Below are 16,625 nucleotides of genomic sequence, written 5' to 3'. Positions count from 1 at the left end.
TGATCAACAACAATATAAATTATTGCTCTATCGCTACATCTCTTATAGTAGCCCAAAAATAAAGTGATAAAACCGCTACTTGAATGTCATTTAAAACACCTTCTAGCTTTTACAATACTTCCCTTAGCTTTTATCCTTTAAAACTAGTACACTAATAGAAATACATACTCGAGAGTTGTGATGATTTGAAAATGAATATGAACGAGTTGTTTAAACAAAGAAGAAGTGTTCATGTGCTTTATTCTTACAATGGAATGAAAAATTATATGGAACAAATTGTTCGTTATATACAAGAAGGTACCTCTCTAGGAGAATACGTTGTGGTTATAGAAAACGAACGAATCTATCGAATGGTTCATAAAGAGCTTACTACTTGTTTAACACCAGAACAAATGAAGCTTGTCCATCATGTAAATAACTTCGATTTTTACTATTCAAGCGGCAGTTATCATCCGCCTGCAATAATTGATTACTTCTTCAAAACGGTTAAATCATATGTAGATAATAACCAACCTTTTCGCTCATGGGCACATGTTGAATGGGGCACGATGGAAGATCCCCTTCATCTGGTCGAGGATCTTGAGAGAGTCGTGGATGGTGCGGTAAATGAACTTGCATTCCCACTCATTTGTGCATATGAAGGTGAAAGGATGCCAGAACATTTACAGACAAGTTTATTGAAAACACATCCTTATATACTTATAGACGAGAAATTCAATATATCAGACCAATATATTTTGAATGATAACAATAAATAAAACACTTCGATATTTTGCAGTGTTTTTTTATCTATAGATACCTCAAAGTCGAAGTAGTATAACAAGTGGAATTCGTTTATCTTTATTTGCTAATTATACCTTTTGTCTTTCTTTCGTCGTGTAACATATTGTTCTATGGCAGAAACCACACTTCCGATTATATATAGAGCACCGTTTGCAATAAGGACTATAGCTATAATCGCTCCTGCTATTCCTGCTCCGAACCCGTCGCTACCTTCCCGATGAGCTTCATCTAATAGATAAGATCCTACCCCCATAGCAACCAGTGGTCCTAAAAAGCAAATGAGGATACCTGAAATCCAATAAGGCAGTCTGAACTTTTCTTTGAAAGTATATGGAAAGTAGTTAAACACAAAAAGACTTAGAGTCAATACAATTCCGAACACAGCACCTGAATTCATATGCTCCTCCTTGATGGAGTATAATGGTACAATAATAAATATGTTACTCGTAAAATAAATATATGAATGGGAGTGCTAAGTTGTATGAATAAAACATTGCTCTCACTAATTTTCGGAGCAATCATCGGAAGTGTTCTTTCTTATTTTCTATTAGACTATGAAAACCAAACAATGGAATTACTAAACTATTATGGTGAAGAATCTAAAATCGTTCATGAATTAGATTTTAATTATATTTCTAACACTGCAGCCTTCATTATAGTAGCTTCTCTTACCGTATTCTTAACGATTTCATTGATTGAAAGAAAAAATAATAGGTGATTATACTCAACATTATGTAAGATAGTCTAAAGGATTTACAACACTAAATGAGTTACTCTCTTTTAAAAATTGAGTAACTAGATGTACATGAGCCGCACCGATAATTAATAAGGTACGATCTGATGTCGATGTAATCTGAGTTAAATTGTAATAAAGAATTAGATTTCGTTGATACCACCATCTGATCCAATCAATGCCAATGTATTCTTCGTTAGAGCCAATTCGTGCTATCGCCATATACATCTCATGCTGTTTCTCTATAAATGACTCATGATTTTGTGATCTGATAATATCATATACACTCTTTTTCCCTATTGACAGCTCATGATTTGAACGATAGTTTTCATTTATATAACGAAAGTACTCAGGTTGATTCTTTTCTGCCCACTCAAAAACCTGACCCAATCCTCTATTCCCTACTGTATCCATCCAATCCACAGCATGAACTTTTTCATGCTGAAGATCTGAAGCTATTCGAAACCCAAGCTGGTGAACTTCATCAACCTCTAGTTTCAGTTCACCTTCTCTGTATTGATGAAATTCGTGATTTAATTTGTCCTCTTCACTTTTCACCACCTCTAATGCAACCTTCGATGGCTTAAACTTCTTTAATTGTTTCACCACCTTATGAATTTCTTGTTGTCTAGAATCAGCTAATAAATCATCAAAGTCCATACGTTGAAGGTCTGGTGTGTATCTCATATGAAAAGTACCTACTATCATAATCAAGGGTTTCTCTTGTTTCATGCTCATCACATCAGCTCCAAATGATTATTTCTTATTCCTGAGCGTTGGCGAACCCAAGTTTCAGCTTTCTTTATGAAATCATCATCTTTCCAAGCAGTTATCGCATCTCGCTCACCCAGCATTTTGACTTGGTCTTGAAAGAACAGATGCGCTAAGTAATAGCCAAATCTACTGTAACCAAATTTCTTTCCACCATTTATGGAGAACCATTCAGAAAAGATCGTTTGAGAGGGCAATGAATTGTAATCATTTGCAAACGCAAGTAAGATTTCATCTTCATTTTTTTGAGCAAACTCAAGCCACTCACATCCATGATTATCAAAAGAAAAGTATACGGAGGGATGGAGTCCAGGTACAATTTTTTGAGAAAAATGGGTTGCAGCGCCTTCTTGATTCAACCAAGTCATTGGACTGTTCCAATTCACTCTCTCCCAATTCATAATTGCTTTATCTGTCAAAATATTTTGTGTGGCATGCCCAAATTCGTGAGCTACGATGGTTTTTAAATGATGGCAGTCTGGAGACAACCTTTCCAACGCAAACGTTATATTAGGTATAATCTGTCTATGCGTGTAAGCATTAGAGCCATAACCACCAACGATTAGATTTACTTCAACAGGAAAAATTACACCATATGCTTCTTCATAAGCTTGAACAACTTCCTGAATAATCGGCTTAATCATTTCGTGAACACGTTGTATAGACGACCAAGAATCTTGATACTTTTTAATTGATGAATTATGTCTTTCCTCTGTGTCTTTGCAGTGATAAGAAAAATATTCATGAAAGATACATGGATTCCTCTTATAATATTCTTTTAAAAATGGAATGGACGGTTGATAGTATTCTAGAAAAAATGGAACAGTATCAATAATTTTCATTATGATCCCTCTTTTTTATCCTTCTTGCTTTCACAATTCAATAAAATCCATAAAATCCCTTTAAATTAAAAAACTGCCCTATTGGACAGCTTTTAGTCTTATTTTTTACTACTTGATCATCTTCTCCATTCGAATATCCGCCCACATTCGATCTTTATAATACGTGAACGCCTCTACTCTTCCAATTTCTGAGTAACCCAGTTTTTGATAAAGCTTTTGTGCGGGGTAGTTAAATTCAAAGACACCAAGCTCAATGCGTTTTAATCCATTACTTTTAATCTCACCTTCTAAGAACGACAAAGCTTGAAAGCCGATTCCTTTTCCTCTTCCAATTGATTCACCTATTGTAATACCAAGCCATGCCGTTCCTTCTGTTCTATTAAAGAGATGAGGGGGATCGACCATATAGTTCATCTCACCTACTAATTGATCATCTACAAAAATCAAATAAATCGCGTGAAACTCTAAACGTTGATATAAGTCTTCTATCGTGATGATTCGTTTACTTTCGAGTTCTACTCTATCTTTATTCGGCCGTGTTAATGGAACCAGCTTCGTGTCGTTTTCCCAGCGGTTTAAAGCTTCTACTACATTTTCTTCAGGTTTTAACATCTTTCTAAAGTGAATGTTCATTTCATTACAGCCTCCATATCTTTATCTATGAACCTGCATGATTGTATATCGAGCGACCATAATCCTGAATTTAAGATAACATCTGAGTGAACAACCTCAAGCTTCTTTCGAAAGATTGGTCCGTCTACAACAAATGTATGATACTCTCCATGTTCACCCATTGAGCAGCTCTTTGTTGCTTCAATATCCTCACAAAAACTTGCATTCAACACGCGACCTGTCCAAGAGGAGTCCAAGATATCTGCTGAAGCTCGACAAACAATTGACTGGAAACCTAATGAAATAAATTCTTCCAATAGTTCAGATGCTTGTTCTTCTAAAATCCATACTGGAAAAAGAGCTTCTAGTCCTGCTTTTTCCGCAACCTGTTTATTCCATTTGCGATCTTCTTCCATATACAAACTGCCGAATGCAATCGCATCTAACCCATGCTGTTCTTTTATAGAAGTCAAAGACGCAATCAAAGAAGCTTCATACTCGCCAGCTGAATTCACCATAATTAACGGAATGTCAATCGCATCAGCTTGTAGTTGTAAGATATCTAGTCGAATACCATGGGCATGATTCCGTTCATCCTCTTCAGAAACCATGGATAGTAAACAAACAACTTCATGTTTTTCTTGAAGCAATCGATATAATGCTAAGCAGCTATCTTTCCCGCCACTCCAGCAAACGGCTACTTTCTTCATGTAACAATCCCCTCTTTCTGATTTCCAACTAGTCTTCAATATATTCGATCAGATCGCCTGGCTGACATTCTAGTACTTTACACAATGCATCAAGTGTTGAAAAACGAATCGCTTTCCCCTTTTCATTTTTAAGTACAGAAAGATTAGCAGGGGTGATATCAACCAGTTCGGATAATCGGTTTAATGACATTTTACGCTGTGCCATCATAACATCTAATTTTATTCTAATCATTGCGCAATCCCTACTCCACCTTTAGATTGTGTGTTTATTTTCTTCCACTGCTTCTACGGCTACCTTTAGCGCAGAGGCTAGGATCATGACGAAAATGCCTGTGAAAAACGTATCAACATAAGCTAATCCTGTATACGTTACAGCAGCGTTTGTTACATCAATTTCCTTGAGTGCTTTTGTCATTAAGAGCTCGTCCATAAAGGTGAAAGCTGATCCTAGTACAAGAATGGTGATACCCATCTTGAATAAAATCTTTACGTTCTCCATCATAAATAGGCTTTCCTGATGTAAATGCTGTAACAAATTCCTCATAAGTCGAAGGAAAATTAATATGAACACAAACATAATGATTGAGGCCGCGAGTGAAAGGATGATAAATTCTTCATCCTTATAAAGTAAAGGTTGAGTATCAAAAACTAACGTTAAGTTGCTGTAAACAGGCTCAAATGTACCGAAAGACTTTGCTAAATCTCCTGTTGGGCTCATTAAATAGGACAAGTGATACACCAAATTAAAGATACTAAGACAACCAATCACATAAAACAGAACAGAGCATAATTTTGCTCCATATTTATAAAACATTTCCCACTTCATCTTTCTTCTCCTCATCTCGATTTTTATAAATTAATCATACCATATAAAAAGCACAGAATCTCTTTAATCATTATTTATTTATCGTAAAACAATAAATATTTGTTGAATTATATAAAATACGCTGTTATAGTTATGTCGTCGACACATTTGTTAGGTACTGGTAATTATGTAGATAAAGGGGATTGTGAAAATGTTGGTTAAACAGAGAATTAACATCATCGATGGTATAAGGGGATTTAGCTTATTAGGAATTCTTTTGGCAAATCTACTCATTTTTCAGTTTGGAATCTTTGGGAAGGACGAAATCCACTATTACAAGTTATCAACAGCTGATACATATGCTTACTACTTTACAAAAGTGGTGATTGAAGGCGCATTTCTTCCTATCTTCATGTTCATTTTTGGGTACTCGCTTATTCTTATGCGTAACAAGTTAAAGGAAAGAAACAAACGTGTAAAGTGGCATCTGTTCAGAAGATTTGCTTTACTGATGACTCTTGGGATCTTGCATAGCACGTATTTATGGGAAGGAGATATTCTTTTTGTATATGGGCTTATGGGCTTGCTACTTTTAGTCATGGTAAATCGCAAACCAAAGACACTATTGATTTGGGCTACTCTACTATTCTCTCTTCTCTTCATTGGTTCCCTGTTTGAGGCAGAAGAAATTAAAATGATCCGTGCTGACAAGATAGATTTATATATGCAACAGACACAGAAAATCTATGGATCAGGAACGTACTCAGAAATAAGAGCACACAGTCTTGATGACAAAATGCTTGATATGAGTGGTGGTGAAGCAGCCTTCATGTTATTTTTAACTCCTTTTGTTCTTAGTCCGATGTTTCTAATTGGTATGTATGCAGCACATCGAAAATGGCTACAAAACACGTCTTCTAAGATCAAACAGTTCACAATCCTAAGTGGTTTATTTATACCAATCGGACTCTTACTAAAAGCTACCCCTCTACTCAGCAAGCAGTGGGATTATCGTTTAGACATGAGTATGATCGGAGGAAGTATGCTTGCGATCGGTTATATCAGTCTGTTCGTTTACATGTACAACCACCAGAAGTTCAAAGGTTTCTTAAGTGGTTTTGAAAGTATGGGAAAACTATCATTAACAAATTACCTCATGCAATCTATAATTTGTACATTTCTATTTTACGGCTATGGTTTAGGTTGGTTTGGAGATCGTGGTGTAATTCTGGCTACTGTAGTAGGTGTTATTATCTTTGGAACTCAAGCATTCCTTAGTTCCGTTTATTTAAAACATCTGCCCATCGGTCCCGTTGAATATCTTGTACGCTTGGTCGTCTACTTAAAGATACCTAAGTTCAAAAAACATACTTCTTTAGAGGATGATTATAGAAAAGCGATATAAATAAAGATAGCTGTCTACACAGTGACAGCTATCTTTTGTTTCATGATTATTTCTCATCTAGTCGATCCGCTATTCTTTTTAGTGATTGATTCATTCGATACAGCATGACCAATACAAAGGTTCCTACAGCTATTGGAAAAATAAAAGTAAATAAGCCCATAAACGCTAGCCCAGATGCTCCACCCATACACTCACCACCTCATTCAAGTTTTAAATAGGACCTTTTTCAAAATATCTTCTTCCCAATTCTGGTCATACGTAATTTCAACAACTTCACATAACTCTTTATGCAACTTTTGAAATTGAGGTAAGATGTTTATTAAGACTCGTAACATGTCCTCTTCGTTTGAATTGTAGCGCCATTCAGATAGAAGCATGCGCTGCCAGTCAGCTAACGGACTCCTCATTCCTTCAACCTTAGACCAATCAGCAAAGTTATTTGGCTGTAGACCTGCCATCATATACCATCCAGACACCATAGAATAGATCCCGTTTTCTAAACATTGTTTTGCGTATGAGAGTTCACCCCGCATGACTCGCCTATAGAACTCATGAACGTATGCGAAGAATTTAGTACGCCAAATCTCTACTTCTTCTATCGTTGGTGAGTAGGATAGCTGAAGTGATTGTTGCTTTATTGAGTTTACATGACCTTCAGGATCGTAAACTATTTTTAAATGCTGCATCCATATAGAAGGCTGAAGATCTTTTTTCTTGTAATAGAAAGTATCCACTTTAATAAAGAAGTCATAATGAGCGATAGAATAGTTTGTCCAAGGAAAATCTTCATAGAAAAGAACTTGCCCCCAATTGGCCGCTCTTTTCTTTTTATTCTCTCGAAACTTCTCAAAAACGGCGTCTCGCACGACAACACGAAGATCAATATCTGAATAGAGATCTGTGCTTTCTTTTCCGATCGACCCGCCATAAAAAACGGCTAAAACATTTTTATCTGCCACTAGGTCTTGTTCTATAGTTCTCATTAATTTTTTCCGCTGTAACGGCAGTTCTCCATCCCTCTTCTGATAAAAATTCCGTAAAGCTTCAAATCCCACTCATCGAAAACCAGCTCCCTATTATCATCTTCATTTCATATTCCTCTTAAAGGAGGATGGTACCTTCTTTTTCACTTGTTAAAGAAAATAAAACAAAAAAGGCTCATTTCCCTCAAAATGGGAAATGAGCTTTATAGTGTACCAGAATTCTCTTAATTTCTGTTTAGATTCGTACGTTTTTGTGCCTGCCAAACGTGGATCATACTAGGGACCCCAACGCTCATACTCACGATGAAACTCCACATCACGAAGCGCCATTCACCGGAATAAATAGCGATTATTATAAAAAACAACAGCTGTCCTATAAGAGCAAATAACGCAGCCATCCAAGCTAGTGTAAGGTTTTCCTTCATTTCATCTCTCCTAGTGGAAAATGATTTAATACATGAAGTCATGCCATATGTGCCTACACTTTAATTTTAACATAATTATCCAATTAATCGTTAGTATTACTTTTATTCCTCTTTTACCTTTAATCCTAACAATGTTGAAAACACGATTGCCTGTTCTCGAGATACTGTGCATCCCTTTAAACTTGTGATGTCCACATTAATGTTATTGAATTTACAAGTACTAATATCAATCCCTGTTAATGCCGTTTCTGTAAAATCGATTTCCTCGATATTACACGTCTCAAATTTCACTTTATTAAGTTTTGTTTCATAAAAGTTAGCATTCTTTAGCGAAGATTGATCGAACAAAACGGGTTTAAGATCTGTTTCTACAAACTCACTCATGTCTAACATGCAGTTCTCAAACGTTACATTTCTAAGATTCGCCTTTTCGAAGTCTACACCCATCAGCTTACATTCTTTAAAATGAACGCGATAAAGGATACCTTCTTTAAAATTTGTGTTGGAAAGATCACAGTTTTCAAATACAACATCGGTCATGTCCACTTTATAAAAACTGGAGTGGATTAGTGTCACATTATTAAATTTCACTTTGGATAGGATGAGTTTGTCGATTTCTTCATTCTCTAAAAAAGCTCCCGTTATCGAGCAGTCATGAAGATAAGGATCTTCCTCCAAATACAAATCCCGAAATCTTGCTTCTTCTAAATCTCCCTGAATTTTAGGCAGATCCACCTTGAATTTCTTTGTCATTTTCTTCACTCCATTACGTAATCTCATAAAACAAGCTTACAGAAGTAAAAAAATAAATAGTAGTCTTTTCTTTTCTTTGATTTTCTGTGCAATAAAAAAACCGCTGAACAAAAATAGTCAGCGGTTCTCTTGTATATTAATATGCTCCTTGAGAGTAGGTAAGCTCATAACTATGCGTATAGATTTCAAAGATGTTGCCGAATGGATCTTCTACATAGACCATTTTATAAGGCTTTTCGTTCGGATAATATTCACGAATTGGCATGCGCTGTTTGCCGCCATACTCTTTAATTTTAGCTACAATTCCTTCAATATCTGGATCTTGGATGCAGAAATGGAACAAACCTGTTTTCCAATATTCAAAATTATTTTCAGGCTTTTCGTTATGAGGAAACTCAAAAAGCTCTACTCCAATCTTGTCACCTGTTGCTAAATGTGCAATTCGAAATGTTTCCCAGTCATCACCGAAAACATCACGGCACATTTGACCGATTGGTGTATCGTCATTCTCTACATCTGAAGGCTCCATGATAACGTACCATCCGAAAACCTCTGTGTAAAATTTAATCGCTTCTTCTAGATTTGGCACGGACAATCCAATATGAGAAAATGTTCTTGGATAGATTGGCATATTCATCTTCCTCCCTGTTTTTGTTGATTACAGGAATCATTATACCCAGACACTCTCCTACTATGTAAGAACGCACTTTAAAGTGACATACTATCCTAGAAGTAAGAAAGGATGTTAGTTTCGTGAAAATATCAACTCATGACGATGGCAAGCTAAAATGTTCAATTGAATATACATTACAAAAAATCGGTGGTAAATGGAAAACGGTTATTCTATGGCACTTAGGTGTAGATGGTACTTTACGATACAACGAATTAAGAAACCTGTTGTCAGGAGTGACACATAAAGTTCTTTCTCAGCAATTAAAGGAACTTGAAGAAGACGGATTCATTGATCGGAAATCGTACAATACAGTACCTCCGAAGGTAGAATATACATTGACTGCATTCGGTTCGACAATAATGCCCATTTTAAAACAGATGCATGAATGGGGAACAGAGCACGGAGATTTAGCATAACAAAAGGAGGTTCAGTGCTCTAAACCAACGGCCTGCCTCCTTTAGCTTGTTTAAATTTGTGATAAGCTTTTTCGAATCGTATGTTGTAATGAGTTACATATTGGATCATCACTAATTCCTATGAAGAGGCTTTTTAGCAGGGACTTACAGTTAGCCATAACGAACCAATACTTTTCAGATGACAATTCTTCTTTTTGAGATTTTAAAAAACCAGGAATACCTTCGACAAACATTTTTAATTCTTCTAATCCAACCTCTTTTTTGAGCATTGTTAGAACAGCAATAACAACGCGATCATCTTCTCCATGCAAAAATCCAGTCGGAGTCGTACAATATTTTTTCAAAAGAATTTCAATAATAGGAAAGTTTTCAACTTCGGCAATTTTTTCACTCTTGATCAATTCATCACATGTATCTGCCACATGAGCAATGCTGTGTGCCCAACCTTTTACGGGTACATAACCTCTAACATCACGTTCCAGCTCTATGTACTTCTTGATTTCATTTTTCACTTCAGTGAGGGTGTTTTTTGGAAGAAAATCAACTTCGATATCTTTATTGATGATGACCGCTATCAATATCGTTGTGAAAGCACGGGTGAAGACAGAATCTGTCCCACTTTCGCCGATTCCTTTAAATAAAAGGTGCGTTACACTATAATCTAGAAGTTTCTTTAATGTCTCGTAGTCGAGTTGATCGTGGATAATTGACATATAAAACGATCGATAAATCATCTCTCGTAGATCACTATTAGGTGACCCAATATGTAGAATCATCGCATCTAAAACAACTTCCTGATCTACATCTTCCCATGTCTTTTCCTTGTTATTTATTGAAGTCAAAAGCCTTAATAATTCGCTTTCTTCAACCGTTTTGTCGCTTTGGAACAAAGTAGTCATAATCTTTCTACCCCCATTTTGTATTTCTATATTTTCATTATACAAAAAGATGGTATAATACAGGTTTATTTTTGGAAAAATTTGTTTAACTCGTTACAATTCTGTGGAAAGCTTGTTAGTTGTTATTGGAATTTTGGATACAATGATACAATAAAGAAAATGAATCGAAAGAGTGAATGCACTTGAAAAAATATATAATTGTTGCGATATCTATATTGTTTTTAGCAGGCTGTAGTTTTAACAAACAAGAGACTACAAACAACATCTTTTTAATTCCAGAAGGCTTTGAGGGCTCTATCTTTACGTTCTATAACATGCCAGACGAACCCGCTTTAAAAAAAGAAGATGATTACACAGTAATTCCTGTAAAAGAAAAGACTTTGGATGTACTAAAAGATACTGAGATCAGTCAGTATGGTGTTTCATTCACCTCAACGAAGGACATGATCTATGGGGTTGTGAATGATAAATATTATTATGTTGATAAAAATGGCAAACGAAAAGAAATCAACGACCAGTGTATCAGTCTTGGATCAAACGGTGGTTTTTCAGGTAGAAACGGTGAAGATATTAAGTATTCCGTTATTCAAGTAACGTCTTCTAGTTGTGGTCCTTCTTTTAAAGAAAATGGAAGAAATGATTTTAACGCACAAGTGAACCATGTAGGAAAATATTATTTTCAAAAGTTAGCAATAAAGAAATAAGTTGCGGTGCGGGAGAATTTAAAACCTCCTGCACCCTTTTTTTTTTTAGCATTCTTCACCTCATGACATGTTAAGAACAGCTAGAAATAACTTCGGAAAGTGAATAAATGATACCGTTTCCATACTACCTTGTGCTGTTTCATTTAAAATTTATGTGTTGACAAGTCTAAGATACAGCCTATATAGTAATCCATATTATTCTGAATAATCATTTTGATAAAAGCAACGAACGGGAGTAGTAAAAGTCATTTTGTAGTCTAGAGAGCTGCGGGTTGGTGGAACGCAGTCTATGAAAGCTTTGAACTCGCCCTGGAGCAGCAAGACAAAAAGAACGCGTTCTCTATGTTTTGACGATTAACCTTCGTTAACAGGTTCTACAAGCAGGATTCTATGACGAATCAACAAGAGTGGTACCGCGGTCAGCCAAAGGCTTATCGTCTCTTTTCTCACAACTGAGATCAGAGATGGTAAGCCTTTTTTTGTTATTTGTTTTATAGATTCTAACATCAATTTAAAAGAGGTTATGAAGATGAAAAAAAGCACAGAGAACTTACAACGAACGATGACTTCTCGTCATATTATGATGATGGCTCTTGGAGGCAGTATCGGAGCTGGACTTTTTAAAGGCAGCAGTGCGGCTATTGATTCAGCTGGTCCCTCTGTTGTTCTAGCCTATTTAATCGGCGGAATCATTTTATTATTTGTGATGCAAGGTTTAGCAGAGATGGCTGTTCAAAACAGTGGTGCCCGAACGTTTCGTGACCTTGTTCAATCTGCTTTAGGCATGTTCCCCGCTTATTTTCTTGATTGGATTTATTGGAAGATGTGGGTGCTAAACATTGCGGCAGAAGCTGTGGTGGCAGCGATATTTCTTCAATATTGGTTCTCGGATACGCCAATTTGGCTGCTAGCCTTTTTGGTTTCAATCGCCGTCACCATCGTAAATCTATTATCCGTTAAAATATTTGCTGAGACGGAGTACTGGTTAGCCCTTATTAAGATCAGTGTGATCGGCATTTTTATTCTTTCAGGACTTTTGCTGTTATTCGTTTCGTTTGGTGACCATGTTGCACCGAATTTCACGAACTTAACGGATCAAGGTGGATTTTTCCCGAACGGTTCAGCTGGTCTTATGACAGCTATGTTAGTCGTTATCTATTCGTATGGTGGAACGGAGATTATCGGTGTAACCTTAGCTGAAACAAAGAATCCAGAAAAAGTAGTACCACAAGCTGTTCGCAGTACGTTAACTCGTATCATAGCCTTTTACTTGTTTCCGTTCTTTATCATTGTTGGCTTAATTCCTTGGGATCAAGTAAATGGCGGGAATGAAAGTCCTTTTGTCATGGTGTTTCAGATGATTGGAATTCCTGGTGCTGATCATGTGATGAATGGTGTGATTCTGCTTGCGATCATCTCATCCATGAACTCAGGGTTATACGGTTCATCACGTGTGTTGTATACACAAGCCGTTGATGGTCGTGTTCCTGGAATATTCGCTCGACTTTCATCTAAGAAAGTTCCTTTTATCGCGATTTTGATGTGTACAGCTTCTCTATATGCAGGTGTACTCATTTCTATTTTTGCGGGCAGTAAAACGTTCAACTATCTTATGGGATCACTTGGCTACACCGTATTGTTTATATGGTTAATCATTGCCTTTGCACATTTAAAGTCACGAAATAAGAATGAACAGCTTTCCGGGTATTATGTAAAATGGTTTCCTTATACCACTTGGATTGCTATTCTATCTTTATTTGCAATACTGATCGGCATTGTACTCACCACGTCAATTAAGATCACTAGTGTAACACTAGGCATTTATATATTAATAAGTGAAACGTATGTGTTTAAAAGAAAATCACTTAACTCGAATCAAGAAAAGATGGCGAGTTAACAAAAGAAAACGCTCGTAACCGAGCGTTTTCTCCTTACCTTTTAGCACCTGTATTCATCGCTACTTTATTTAACCTTAGTTTATCAATCTTTGCTTCTAGTGATCGTCTACGTGATAAGAAGATGCATGAAGCAATAATCAACATACCTCCTAGAATCGTTTGACCATCTGGAATCTCTGACCAGAATAAAAAGCCCCAAAAAGCGTTAAAGACGATTCCAATGTAACGGGTAACCTCTACAACAACGACATTTTCATGCGTAAATGCACTTGTTAAGAATAACTGTCCTACTAAAGATACAACACCGATACAGATCAGATAAAACAGCTCTAATGGTGAAGGTACTACAAATTGGTTCCACATTAAAGGTATACTAACTAACGTTGCTGTAGCGAGAAAATAGAATACGATCTCATAAGCATGATGTCTGCTGCTTAAATACCGAATAGAAGTGGCTGCACAAGCTGCGAAAAAAGCACCTCCTACACCAATTAGCGCATACATGGAATAGGATGAAAACTCCTGTGGTTTAATCAGTAAGAGCGCCCCTGCTAACACGACAGGAAGAATATAGAGAAGCGTTTTCGTTAGTTTTTCTTTTAAAAACAAACCTGCTAATACTACGGCAAAAATGGGAGACAGATGGGCCAGGATACTAGCATCTGCTAATGGAATTTTTGCGATTGTATAAAAATAGGCTAATAGATATAACGCTCCAAAGACTCCGCGAACCATAAGCATTGGTACACCGGTTTTTGAAAAGGCGACCTTTTTCTTTTTCATAATAATAAAGATGATGATGGTTCCTATCAAACTTCTAAAAAATACACTTTCTGAATAAGGGATATTTAAACTAACTGCCTTAACGAGTGCATTCATAATACTGAAAACAAAGGAAGATAGGATGGCGAGCAAAACACCGTTTTTCATGAATATCGCCTCTCTCTTTCCTTCATGATGTCTGTTACTTCTCGCAATGAAGATAGTCTTCTAGCTTCAATCAATGACTCTGTTATTCCTAACATCTTTTCAATCTGTTGACACTCTAATTCAAAATTCTTTATGAGCATCTTCATCTCAGGCATTGATATCCCTAACTTCTCTGCAAGACCATAGATTAGGATCAATTTTTGGTAGTCTTCGAAGGGGATTCTAGGGTTACTCCACACTCCCTCAATTTCTTCCTGTGCTTTTTTAAAGGGAACTGCTGAGAATTCAAAATATTTTCCTTCATGATCAGGAATTGAAAACGGATCGATTAGAATAGTAGCATAGCGTATATAGAGCAGATACTCCTGTCTGACCTCCTCATATTCTGAAAAGTTATCAATATCTTCTCTTGGTATAGATTCGATTGGTACTGGATAATTATCGTCATTTAAAAACTTTAATAAATTAATGGGATCCGCTCCTAATTCTTTTATTAAAGTTGAGATTTCTTTCCAGAGCCGTACCATTGTTTTTATTCTTTGCTGTGTGATTGGCCCTTCAGGATACAACTTATACATATACTTCTTATCTTTAGGTTGAACATCGAATATTTCATTTAAAGTAAATGTATTTAAAAAGAAGGCTGGATGCACATATGTTGTAATATTTCTGCATTCCGCATCGAGCGGATGATCAACGATCACCCCATCAATATTCAACGATTTTAGAAATTCTTTCAGGACACCTACCATACGGCTTTTGCCTTTTGAAGAACCTAAGTAAATCCGTTTTTTAAATGCTTTCGTATGAGCAGTGACTGCAGAATCAGCATGAAATTTAGTTGCAGCATAATAAGTTGACATACTGATTACTTCAACTGTTTCTTTTGGCATCAAACTTTTTACTAAATCGTTTGAACCAATGTTAGGAGCTAGTAGGATTATGGTTCTTACTCGCTTTAATTCTGCAGTTTGAAGAGACTTCATTACATTTGCATAACTCGTACAGGGAGTTGCTAGAATTATGGTGTCCCATTCATCACGTAAACTGGATACATCATCAAAAAAACAATCAATCTTTGCAGTTGATTCCGCCTCTTTACCTTGAATAGTCAGGCTAACTTCAAAATTATTATGAATCAGTTCTTTTTTTATACGTTGCGCATGTACACCAGGGCGATTATACAGTCCTATCCTTTCACTAAAACCTGAATATAGTTGGACGGCTGTCTGAATAGCAGCTGGCCCAGCGCCTGCAATTAGGGTATTCCCTAAGTCGCTTGGCCTAATATCATTCATGATTTCACTCACTTCCTTCATTACATTCATATATTCATTTTCTCTAAGACCATCGTGTCATAGATACCTTCTGATCTCTTTACACTCTTCAGTTCCCAATCGTTAGTCAACTTCATCTCTAACGGATAGTTAAAGATTGATTTTAAACCGTTTCCGTATCGGAGTATAACTTTTGTATGAGGCTGTAATAAATCCTTTATTTCATTCAGTACTTCCCGTTTGTTTCTAACTAGAGAAGCGATTAATACATGAGTCGTTCTTTTAGCAAAAGGCACATCGTTTCGAACGGACTTAGAAAATCTAACAGTTTCTTGAAGTCCTGTAATCTCAGAAACTTTTCTGCCCATCTCAACCGCTTCTTCGTCAATGTCTATACAATGAACTTCTGCATTCTTTTCACTCGCAATGGTAAGAGCGGAAATGGGAAACGCTCCTGAACCTATAAATAACACTTTTGAATTCTCGTTAATATGTAATTCATCTAATTCTTGTTTCACCGTTTGTGAAAGTGTAGTTATGTATTCACTTGCATTCAATTGATGATTACATGTTCGCAAACTCTGATATTTTTCCATCTCACAAAGAGCTTGTACGGAAGCTTCCCGCAGCTTTTCAGATAAAGACACTATGTCCTTATCTTCACCCCACTCTCGCCATCGATGCAGGTTAGTAGGATCTGTCATAAAATGATGAAGACTATCCAGTTTTACTTTTAATAGCTCATAACACTCATCACATTCTTTGGCAAACTTTGAAAGTTCATTAATCTCATACTCAGTGACTTTCAAAGATAGTAATAATTGAAATCTCTCTTTCACTAGAACCTCCATACACTTTATTGTAAATCGTAATTATTACGATTTAATTTTTACATAATATCATCACTTCATCACACGAGTCAATGATAATTATTCTTGAACGTTACAATCACTGCACTTTTACCTAAAACAAAAAAAGCACTGCTAAATGCGCAGTACTTTTAATG

The 16,625-nt window shown here is 36.2% G+C and carries 22 protein-coding genes and 1 other annotated feature; of the genes, 6 read left to right on the top strand and 16 right to left on the bottom strand.

Features of this window, described 5'->3' with window-relative positions:
• Positions 1-191: 191 nt before the first annotated feature.
• Positions 192-758 carry an MEDS domain-containing protein gene (locus IHV10_RS02990; protein ID WP_370629653.1) on the top strand — a complete coding sequence of 189 codons (567 nt, stop codon included), beginning with the start codon at positions 192-194 and terminating at the stop codon, positions 756-758.
• Between the two features lie 89 nt (positions 759-847).
• On the opposite strand, the gene IHV10_RS02985 is transcribed toward IHV10_RS02990, so the two are convergent.
• Positions 848-1,180 (bottom strand): hypothetical protein, encoded by a 333-nt coding sequence (locus tag IHV10_RS02985; RefSeq protein ID WP_197127259.1) that lies wholly within the window; start codon positions 1,178-1,180, stop codon positions 848-850.
• Positions 1,181-1,264: 84 nt separating this feature from the next.
• On the opposite strand from IHV10_RS02985, the gene IHV10_RS02980 reads away from it, so the two are divergent.
• On the top strand, positions 1,265-1,501 hold the full coding sequence (locus IHV10_RS02980; RefSeq protein ID WP_197127258.1) for a hypothetical protein: 237 nt from the start codon (positions 1,265-1,267) through the stop codon (positions 1,499-1,501).
• Positions 1,502-1,513: 12 nt separating this feature from the next.
• Here the strand turns inward: IHV10_RS02980 and IHV10_RS02975 are convergent, their stop codons facing one another.
• From IHV10_RS02975 to IHV10_RS02950, 6 genes are all read right to left on the bottom strand, one after another.
• The gene (locus IHV10_RS02975; protein ID WP_197127257.1) at positions 1,514-2,254 is read right to left on the bottom strand and encodes a DUF5694 domain-containing protein; all 741 of its coding nucleotides are present in this window, start codon (positions 2,252-2,254) and stop codon (positions 1,514-1,516) included.
• The gene (locus tag IHV10_RS02970; RefSeq protein WP_197127256.1) at positions 2,254-3,129 is read right to left on the bottom strand and encodes a hypothetical protein; all 876 of its coding nucleotides are present in this window, start codon (positions 3,127-3,129) and stop codon (positions 2,254-2,256) included. The genes IHV10_RS02975 and IHV10_RS02970 overlap by 1 nt, the downstream gene beginning before the upstream one ends.
• Before the next feature lie 108 nt (positions 3,130-3,237).
• Positions 3,238-3,762, bottom strand: a complete 525-nt coding sequence (locus tag IHV10_RS02965) for a GNAT family N-acetyltransferase (protein WP_197127255.1) — start codon at positions 3,760-3,762, stop codon at positions 3,238-3,240.
• A complete protein-coding gene (locus IHV10_RS02960; RefSeq protein WP_197127254.1) occupies positions 3,759-4,451 on the bottom strand; it encodes a diphthine--ammonia ligase in 693 nt (230 codons plus the stop codon). Before IHV10_RS02960 ends, IHV10_RS02965 begins: the two co-directional genes overlap by 4 nt.
• 28 nt (positions 4,452-4,479) lie before the next feature.
• Positions 4,480-4,683 carry a helix-turn-helix domain-containing protein gene (locus IHV10_RS02955; RefSeq protein WP_066392329.1) on the bottom strand — a complete coding sequence of 68 codons (204 nt, stop codon included), beginning with the start codon at positions 4,681-4,683 and terminating at the stop codon, positions 4,480-4,482.
• Positions 4,684-4,704: 21 nt separating this feature from the next.
• Positions 4,705-5,277, bottom strand: a complete 573-nt coding sequence (locus IHV10_RS02950; protein ID WP_197127253.1) for a DUF2975 domain-containing protein — start codon at positions 5,275-5,277, stop codon at positions 4,705-4,707.
• 190 nt (positions 5,278-5,467) lie between these two features.
• Here IHV10_RS02950 and IHV10_RS02945 point away from each other — a divergent pair, with 190 nt between their 5' ends.
• Positions 5,468-6,661 (top strand): DUF418 domain-containing protein, encoded by a 1,194-nt coding sequence (locus IHV10_RS02945; RefSeq protein ID WP_197127252.1) that lies wholly within the window; start codon positions 5,468-5,470, stop codon positions 6,659-6,661.
• Positions 6,662-6,707: 46 nt separating this feature from the next.
• Here IHV10_RS02945 and IHV10_RS02940 read toward each other — a convergent pair whose 3' ends face one another.
• The 5 genes from IHV10_RS02940 to IHV10_RS02920 all read right to left on the bottom strand — a co-directional run bounded on the left by IHV10_RS02940 (position 6,708) and on the right by IHV10_RS02920 (position 9,453).
• Positions 6,708-6,848, bottom strand: coding sequence for a hypothetical protein (locus IHV10_RS02940; protein ID WP_197127251.1), 141 nt, complete (start codon positions 6,846-6,848; stop codon positions 6,708-6,710).
• Positions 6,849-6,864: 16 nt separating this feature from the next.
• Positions 6,865-7,644 (bottom strand): aminoglycoside 6-adenylyltransferase, encoded by a 780-nt coding sequence (locus IHV10_RS02935; RefSeq protein WP_197127250.1) that lies wholly within the window; start codon positions 7,642-7,644, stop codon positions 6,865-6,867.
• Positions 7,645-7,868: 224 nt separating this feature from the next.
• Positions 7,869-8,069 carry a hypothetical protein gene (locus IHV10_RS02930; protein WP_197127249.1) on the bottom strand — a complete coding sequence of 67 codons (201 nt, stop codon included), beginning with the start codon at positions 8,067-8,069 and terminating at the stop codon, positions 7,869-7,871.
• A gap of 102 nt (positions 8,070-8,171) precedes the next feature.
• The gene (locus IHV10_RS02925; protein WP_197127248.1) at positions 8,172-8,822 is read right to left on the bottom strand and encodes a pentapeptide repeat-containing protein; all 651 of its coding nucleotides are present in this window, start codon (positions 8,820-8,822) and stop codon (positions 8,172-8,174) included.
• Between the two features lie 136 nt (positions 8,823-8,958).
• Complete coding sequence (locus tag IHV10_RS02920) at positions 8,959-9,453, bottom strand: lactoylglutathione lyase family protein (RefSeq protein ID WP_197127247.1); 495 nt, start codon at positions 9,451-9,453, stop codon at positions 8,959-8,961.
• 128 nt (positions 9,454-9,581) lie between these two features.
• Here IHV10_RS02920 and IHV10_RS02915 point away from each other — a divergent pair, with 128 nt between their 5' ends.
• Positions 9,582-9,911 (top strand): winged helix-turn-helix transcriptional regulator, encoded by a 330-nt coding sequence (locus tag IHV10_RS02915; protein WP_197128174.1) that lies wholly within the window; start codon positions 9,582-9,584, stop codon positions 9,909-9,911.
• A gap of 50 nt (positions 9,912-9,961) precedes the next feature.
• Here the strand turns inward: IHV10_RS02915 and IHV10_RS02910 are convergent, their stop codons facing one another.
• Positions 9,962-10,810, bottom strand: coding sequence for a DUF2785 domain-containing protein (locus tag IHV10_RS02910; protein ID WP_197127246.1), 849 nt, complete (start codon positions 10,808-10,810; stop codon positions 9,962-9,964).
• A gap of 182 nt (positions 10,811-10,992) precedes the next feature.
• Here IHV10_RS02910 and IHV10_RS02905 point away from each other — a divergent pair, with 182 nt between their 5' ends.
• Together IHV10_RS02905 and IHV10_RS02900 are read left to right on the top strand one after the other, a co-directional pair.
• On the top strand, positions 10,993-11,514 hold the full coding sequence (locus IHV10_RS02905; protein WP_197127245.1) for a DUF6843 domain-containing protein: 522 nt from the start codon (positions 10,993-10,995) through the stop codon (positions 11,512-11,514).
• 216 nt (positions 11,515-11,730) lie between these two features.
• Positions 11,731-11,959: a binding site (T-box leader), on the top strand.
• An 84-nt stretch (positions 11,960-12,043) separates the two neighbouring features.
• Positions 12,044-13,411, top strand: a complete 1,368-nt coding sequence (locus IHV10_RS02900) for an amino acid permease (protein WP_197127244.1) — start codon at positions 12,044-12,046, stop codon at positions 13,409-13,411.
• A gap of 34 nt (positions 13,412-13,445) precedes the next feature.
• On the opposite strand, the gene IHV10_RS02895 is transcribed toward IHV10_RS02900, so the two are convergent.
• From IHV10_RS02895 to IHV10_RS02885, 3 genes are read right to left on the bottom strand one after another with little or no spacing between them, the layout of a single operon-like run.
• Positions 13,446-14,342, bottom strand: a complete 897-nt coding sequence (locus IHV10_RS02895) for a DMT family transporter (protein ID WP_197127243.1) — start codon at positions 14,340-14,342, stop codon at positions 13,446-13,448.
• On the bottom strand, positions 14,339-15,670 hold the full coding sequence (locus IHV10_RS02890; protein WP_197127242.1) for an opine metallophore biosynthesis dehydrogenase: 1,332 nt from the start codon (positions 15,668-15,670) through the stop codon (positions 14,339-14,341). The genes IHV10_RS02895 and IHV10_RS02890 overlap by 4 nt, the downstream gene beginning before the upstream one ends.
• Positions 15,667-16,458, bottom strand: coding sequence for a nicotianamine synthase family protein (locus IHV10_RS02885; RefSeq protein ID WP_197127241.1), 792 nt, complete (start codon positions 16,456-16,458; stop codon positions 15,667-15,669). The genes IHV10_RS02890 and IHV10_RS02885 overlap by 4 nt, the downstream gene beginning before the upstream one ends.
• Between the last annotated feature and the right edge of the window lie 167 nt (positions 16,459-16,625).

This window comes from Fictibacillus sp. 5RED26, from assembly GCF_015903895.1.
Lineage (GTDB): Bacteria > Bacillota > Bacilli > Bacillales > Fictibacillaceae > Fictibacillus > Fictibacillus phosphorivorans.
Note: the sequence above shows the minus strand (reverse complement) of the source record. Positions and strands in the feature narration are given on the sequence as shown.

What these genes read in the sequence shown, in the direction of transcription:
- IHV10_RS02990 (WP_370629653.1), top strand. Translation starts at nt 192, where the DNA reads ATGAATATGAACGAGTTGTTTAAACAAAGAAGAAGTGTTCATGTGCTT.
- IHV10_RS02985 (WP_197127259.1), bottom strand. Translation starts at nt 1,180, where the DNA reads ATGAATTCAGGTGCTGTGTTCGGAATTGTATTGACTCTAAGTCTTTTT.
- IHV10_RS02980 (WP_197127258.1), top strand. Translation starts at nt 1,265, where the DNA reads ATGAATAAAACATTGCTCTCACTAATTTTCGGAGCAATCATCGGAAGT.
- IHV10_RS02975 (WP_197127257.1), bottom strand. Translation starts at nt 2,254, where the DNA reads ATGAGCATGAAACAAGAGAAACCCTTGATTATGATAGTAGGTACTTTT.
- IHV10_RS02970 (WP_197127256.1), bottom strand. Translation starts at nt 3,129, where the DNA reads ATGAAAATTATTGATACTGTTCCATTTTTTCTAGAATACTATCAACCG.
- IHV10_RS02965 (WP_197127255.1), bottom strand. Translation starts at nt 3,762, where the DNA reads ATGAACATTCACTTTAGAAAGATGTTAAAACCTGAAGAAAATGTAGTA.
- IHV10_RS02960 (WP_197127254.1), bottom strand. Translation starts at nt 4,451, where the DNA reads ATGAAGAAAGTAGCCGTTTGCTGGAGTGGCGGGAAAGATAGCTGCTTA.
- IHV10_RS02955 (WP_066392329.1), bottom strand. Translation starts at nt 4,683, where the DNA reads ATGATTAGAATAAAATTAGATGTTATGATGGCACAGCGTAAAATGTCA.
- IHV10_RS02950 (WP_197127253.1), bottom strand. Translation starts at nt 5,277, where the DNA reads ATGAAGTGGGAAATGTTTTATAAATATGGAGCAAAATTATGCTCTGTT.
- IHV10_RS02945 (WP_197127252.1), top strand. Translation starts at nt 5,468, where the DNA reads ATGTTGGTTAAACAGAGAATTAACATCATCGATGGTATAAGGGGATTT.
- IHV10_RS02940 (WP_197127251.1), bottom strand. Translation starts at nt 6,848, where the DNA reads ATGGGTGGAGCATCTGGGCTAGCGTTTATGGGCTTATTTACTTTTATT.
- IHV10_RS02935 (WP_197127250.1), bottom strand. Translation starts at nt 7,644, where the DNA reads ATGAGAACTATAGAACAAGACCTAGTGGCAGATAAAAATGTTTTAGCC.
- IHV10_RS02930 (WP_197127249.1), bottom strand. Translation starts at nt 8,069, where the DNA reads ATGAAGGAAAACCTTACACTAGCTTGGATGGCTGCGTTATTTGCTCTT.
- IHV10_RS02925 (WP_197127248.1), bottom strand. Translation starts at nt 8,822, where the DNA reads ATGACAAAGAAATTCAAGGTGGATCTGCCTAAAATTCAGGGAGATTTA.
- IHV10_RS02920 (WP_197127247.1), bottom strand. Translation starts at nt 9,453, where the DNA reads ATGCCAATCTATCCAAGAACATTTTCTCATATTGGATTGTCCGTGCCA.
- IHV10_RS02910 (WP_197127246.1), bottom strand. Translation starts at nt 10,810, where the DNA reads ATGACTACTTTGTTCCAAAGCGACAAAACGGTTGAAGAAAGCGAATTA.
- IHV10_RS02900 (WP_197127244.1), top strand. Translation starts at nt 12,044, where the DNA reads ATGAAAAAAAGCACAGAGAACTTACAACGAACGATGACTTCTCGTCAT.
- IHV10_RS02895 (WP_197127243.1), bottom strand. Translation starts at nt 14,342, where the DNA reads ATGAAAAACGGTGTTTTGCTCGCCATCCTATCTTCCTTTGTTTTCAGT.
- IHV10_RS02890 (WP_197127242.1), bottom strand. Translation starts at nt 15,670, where the DNA reads ATGAATGTAATGAAGGAAGTGAGTGAAATCATGAATGATATTAGGCCA.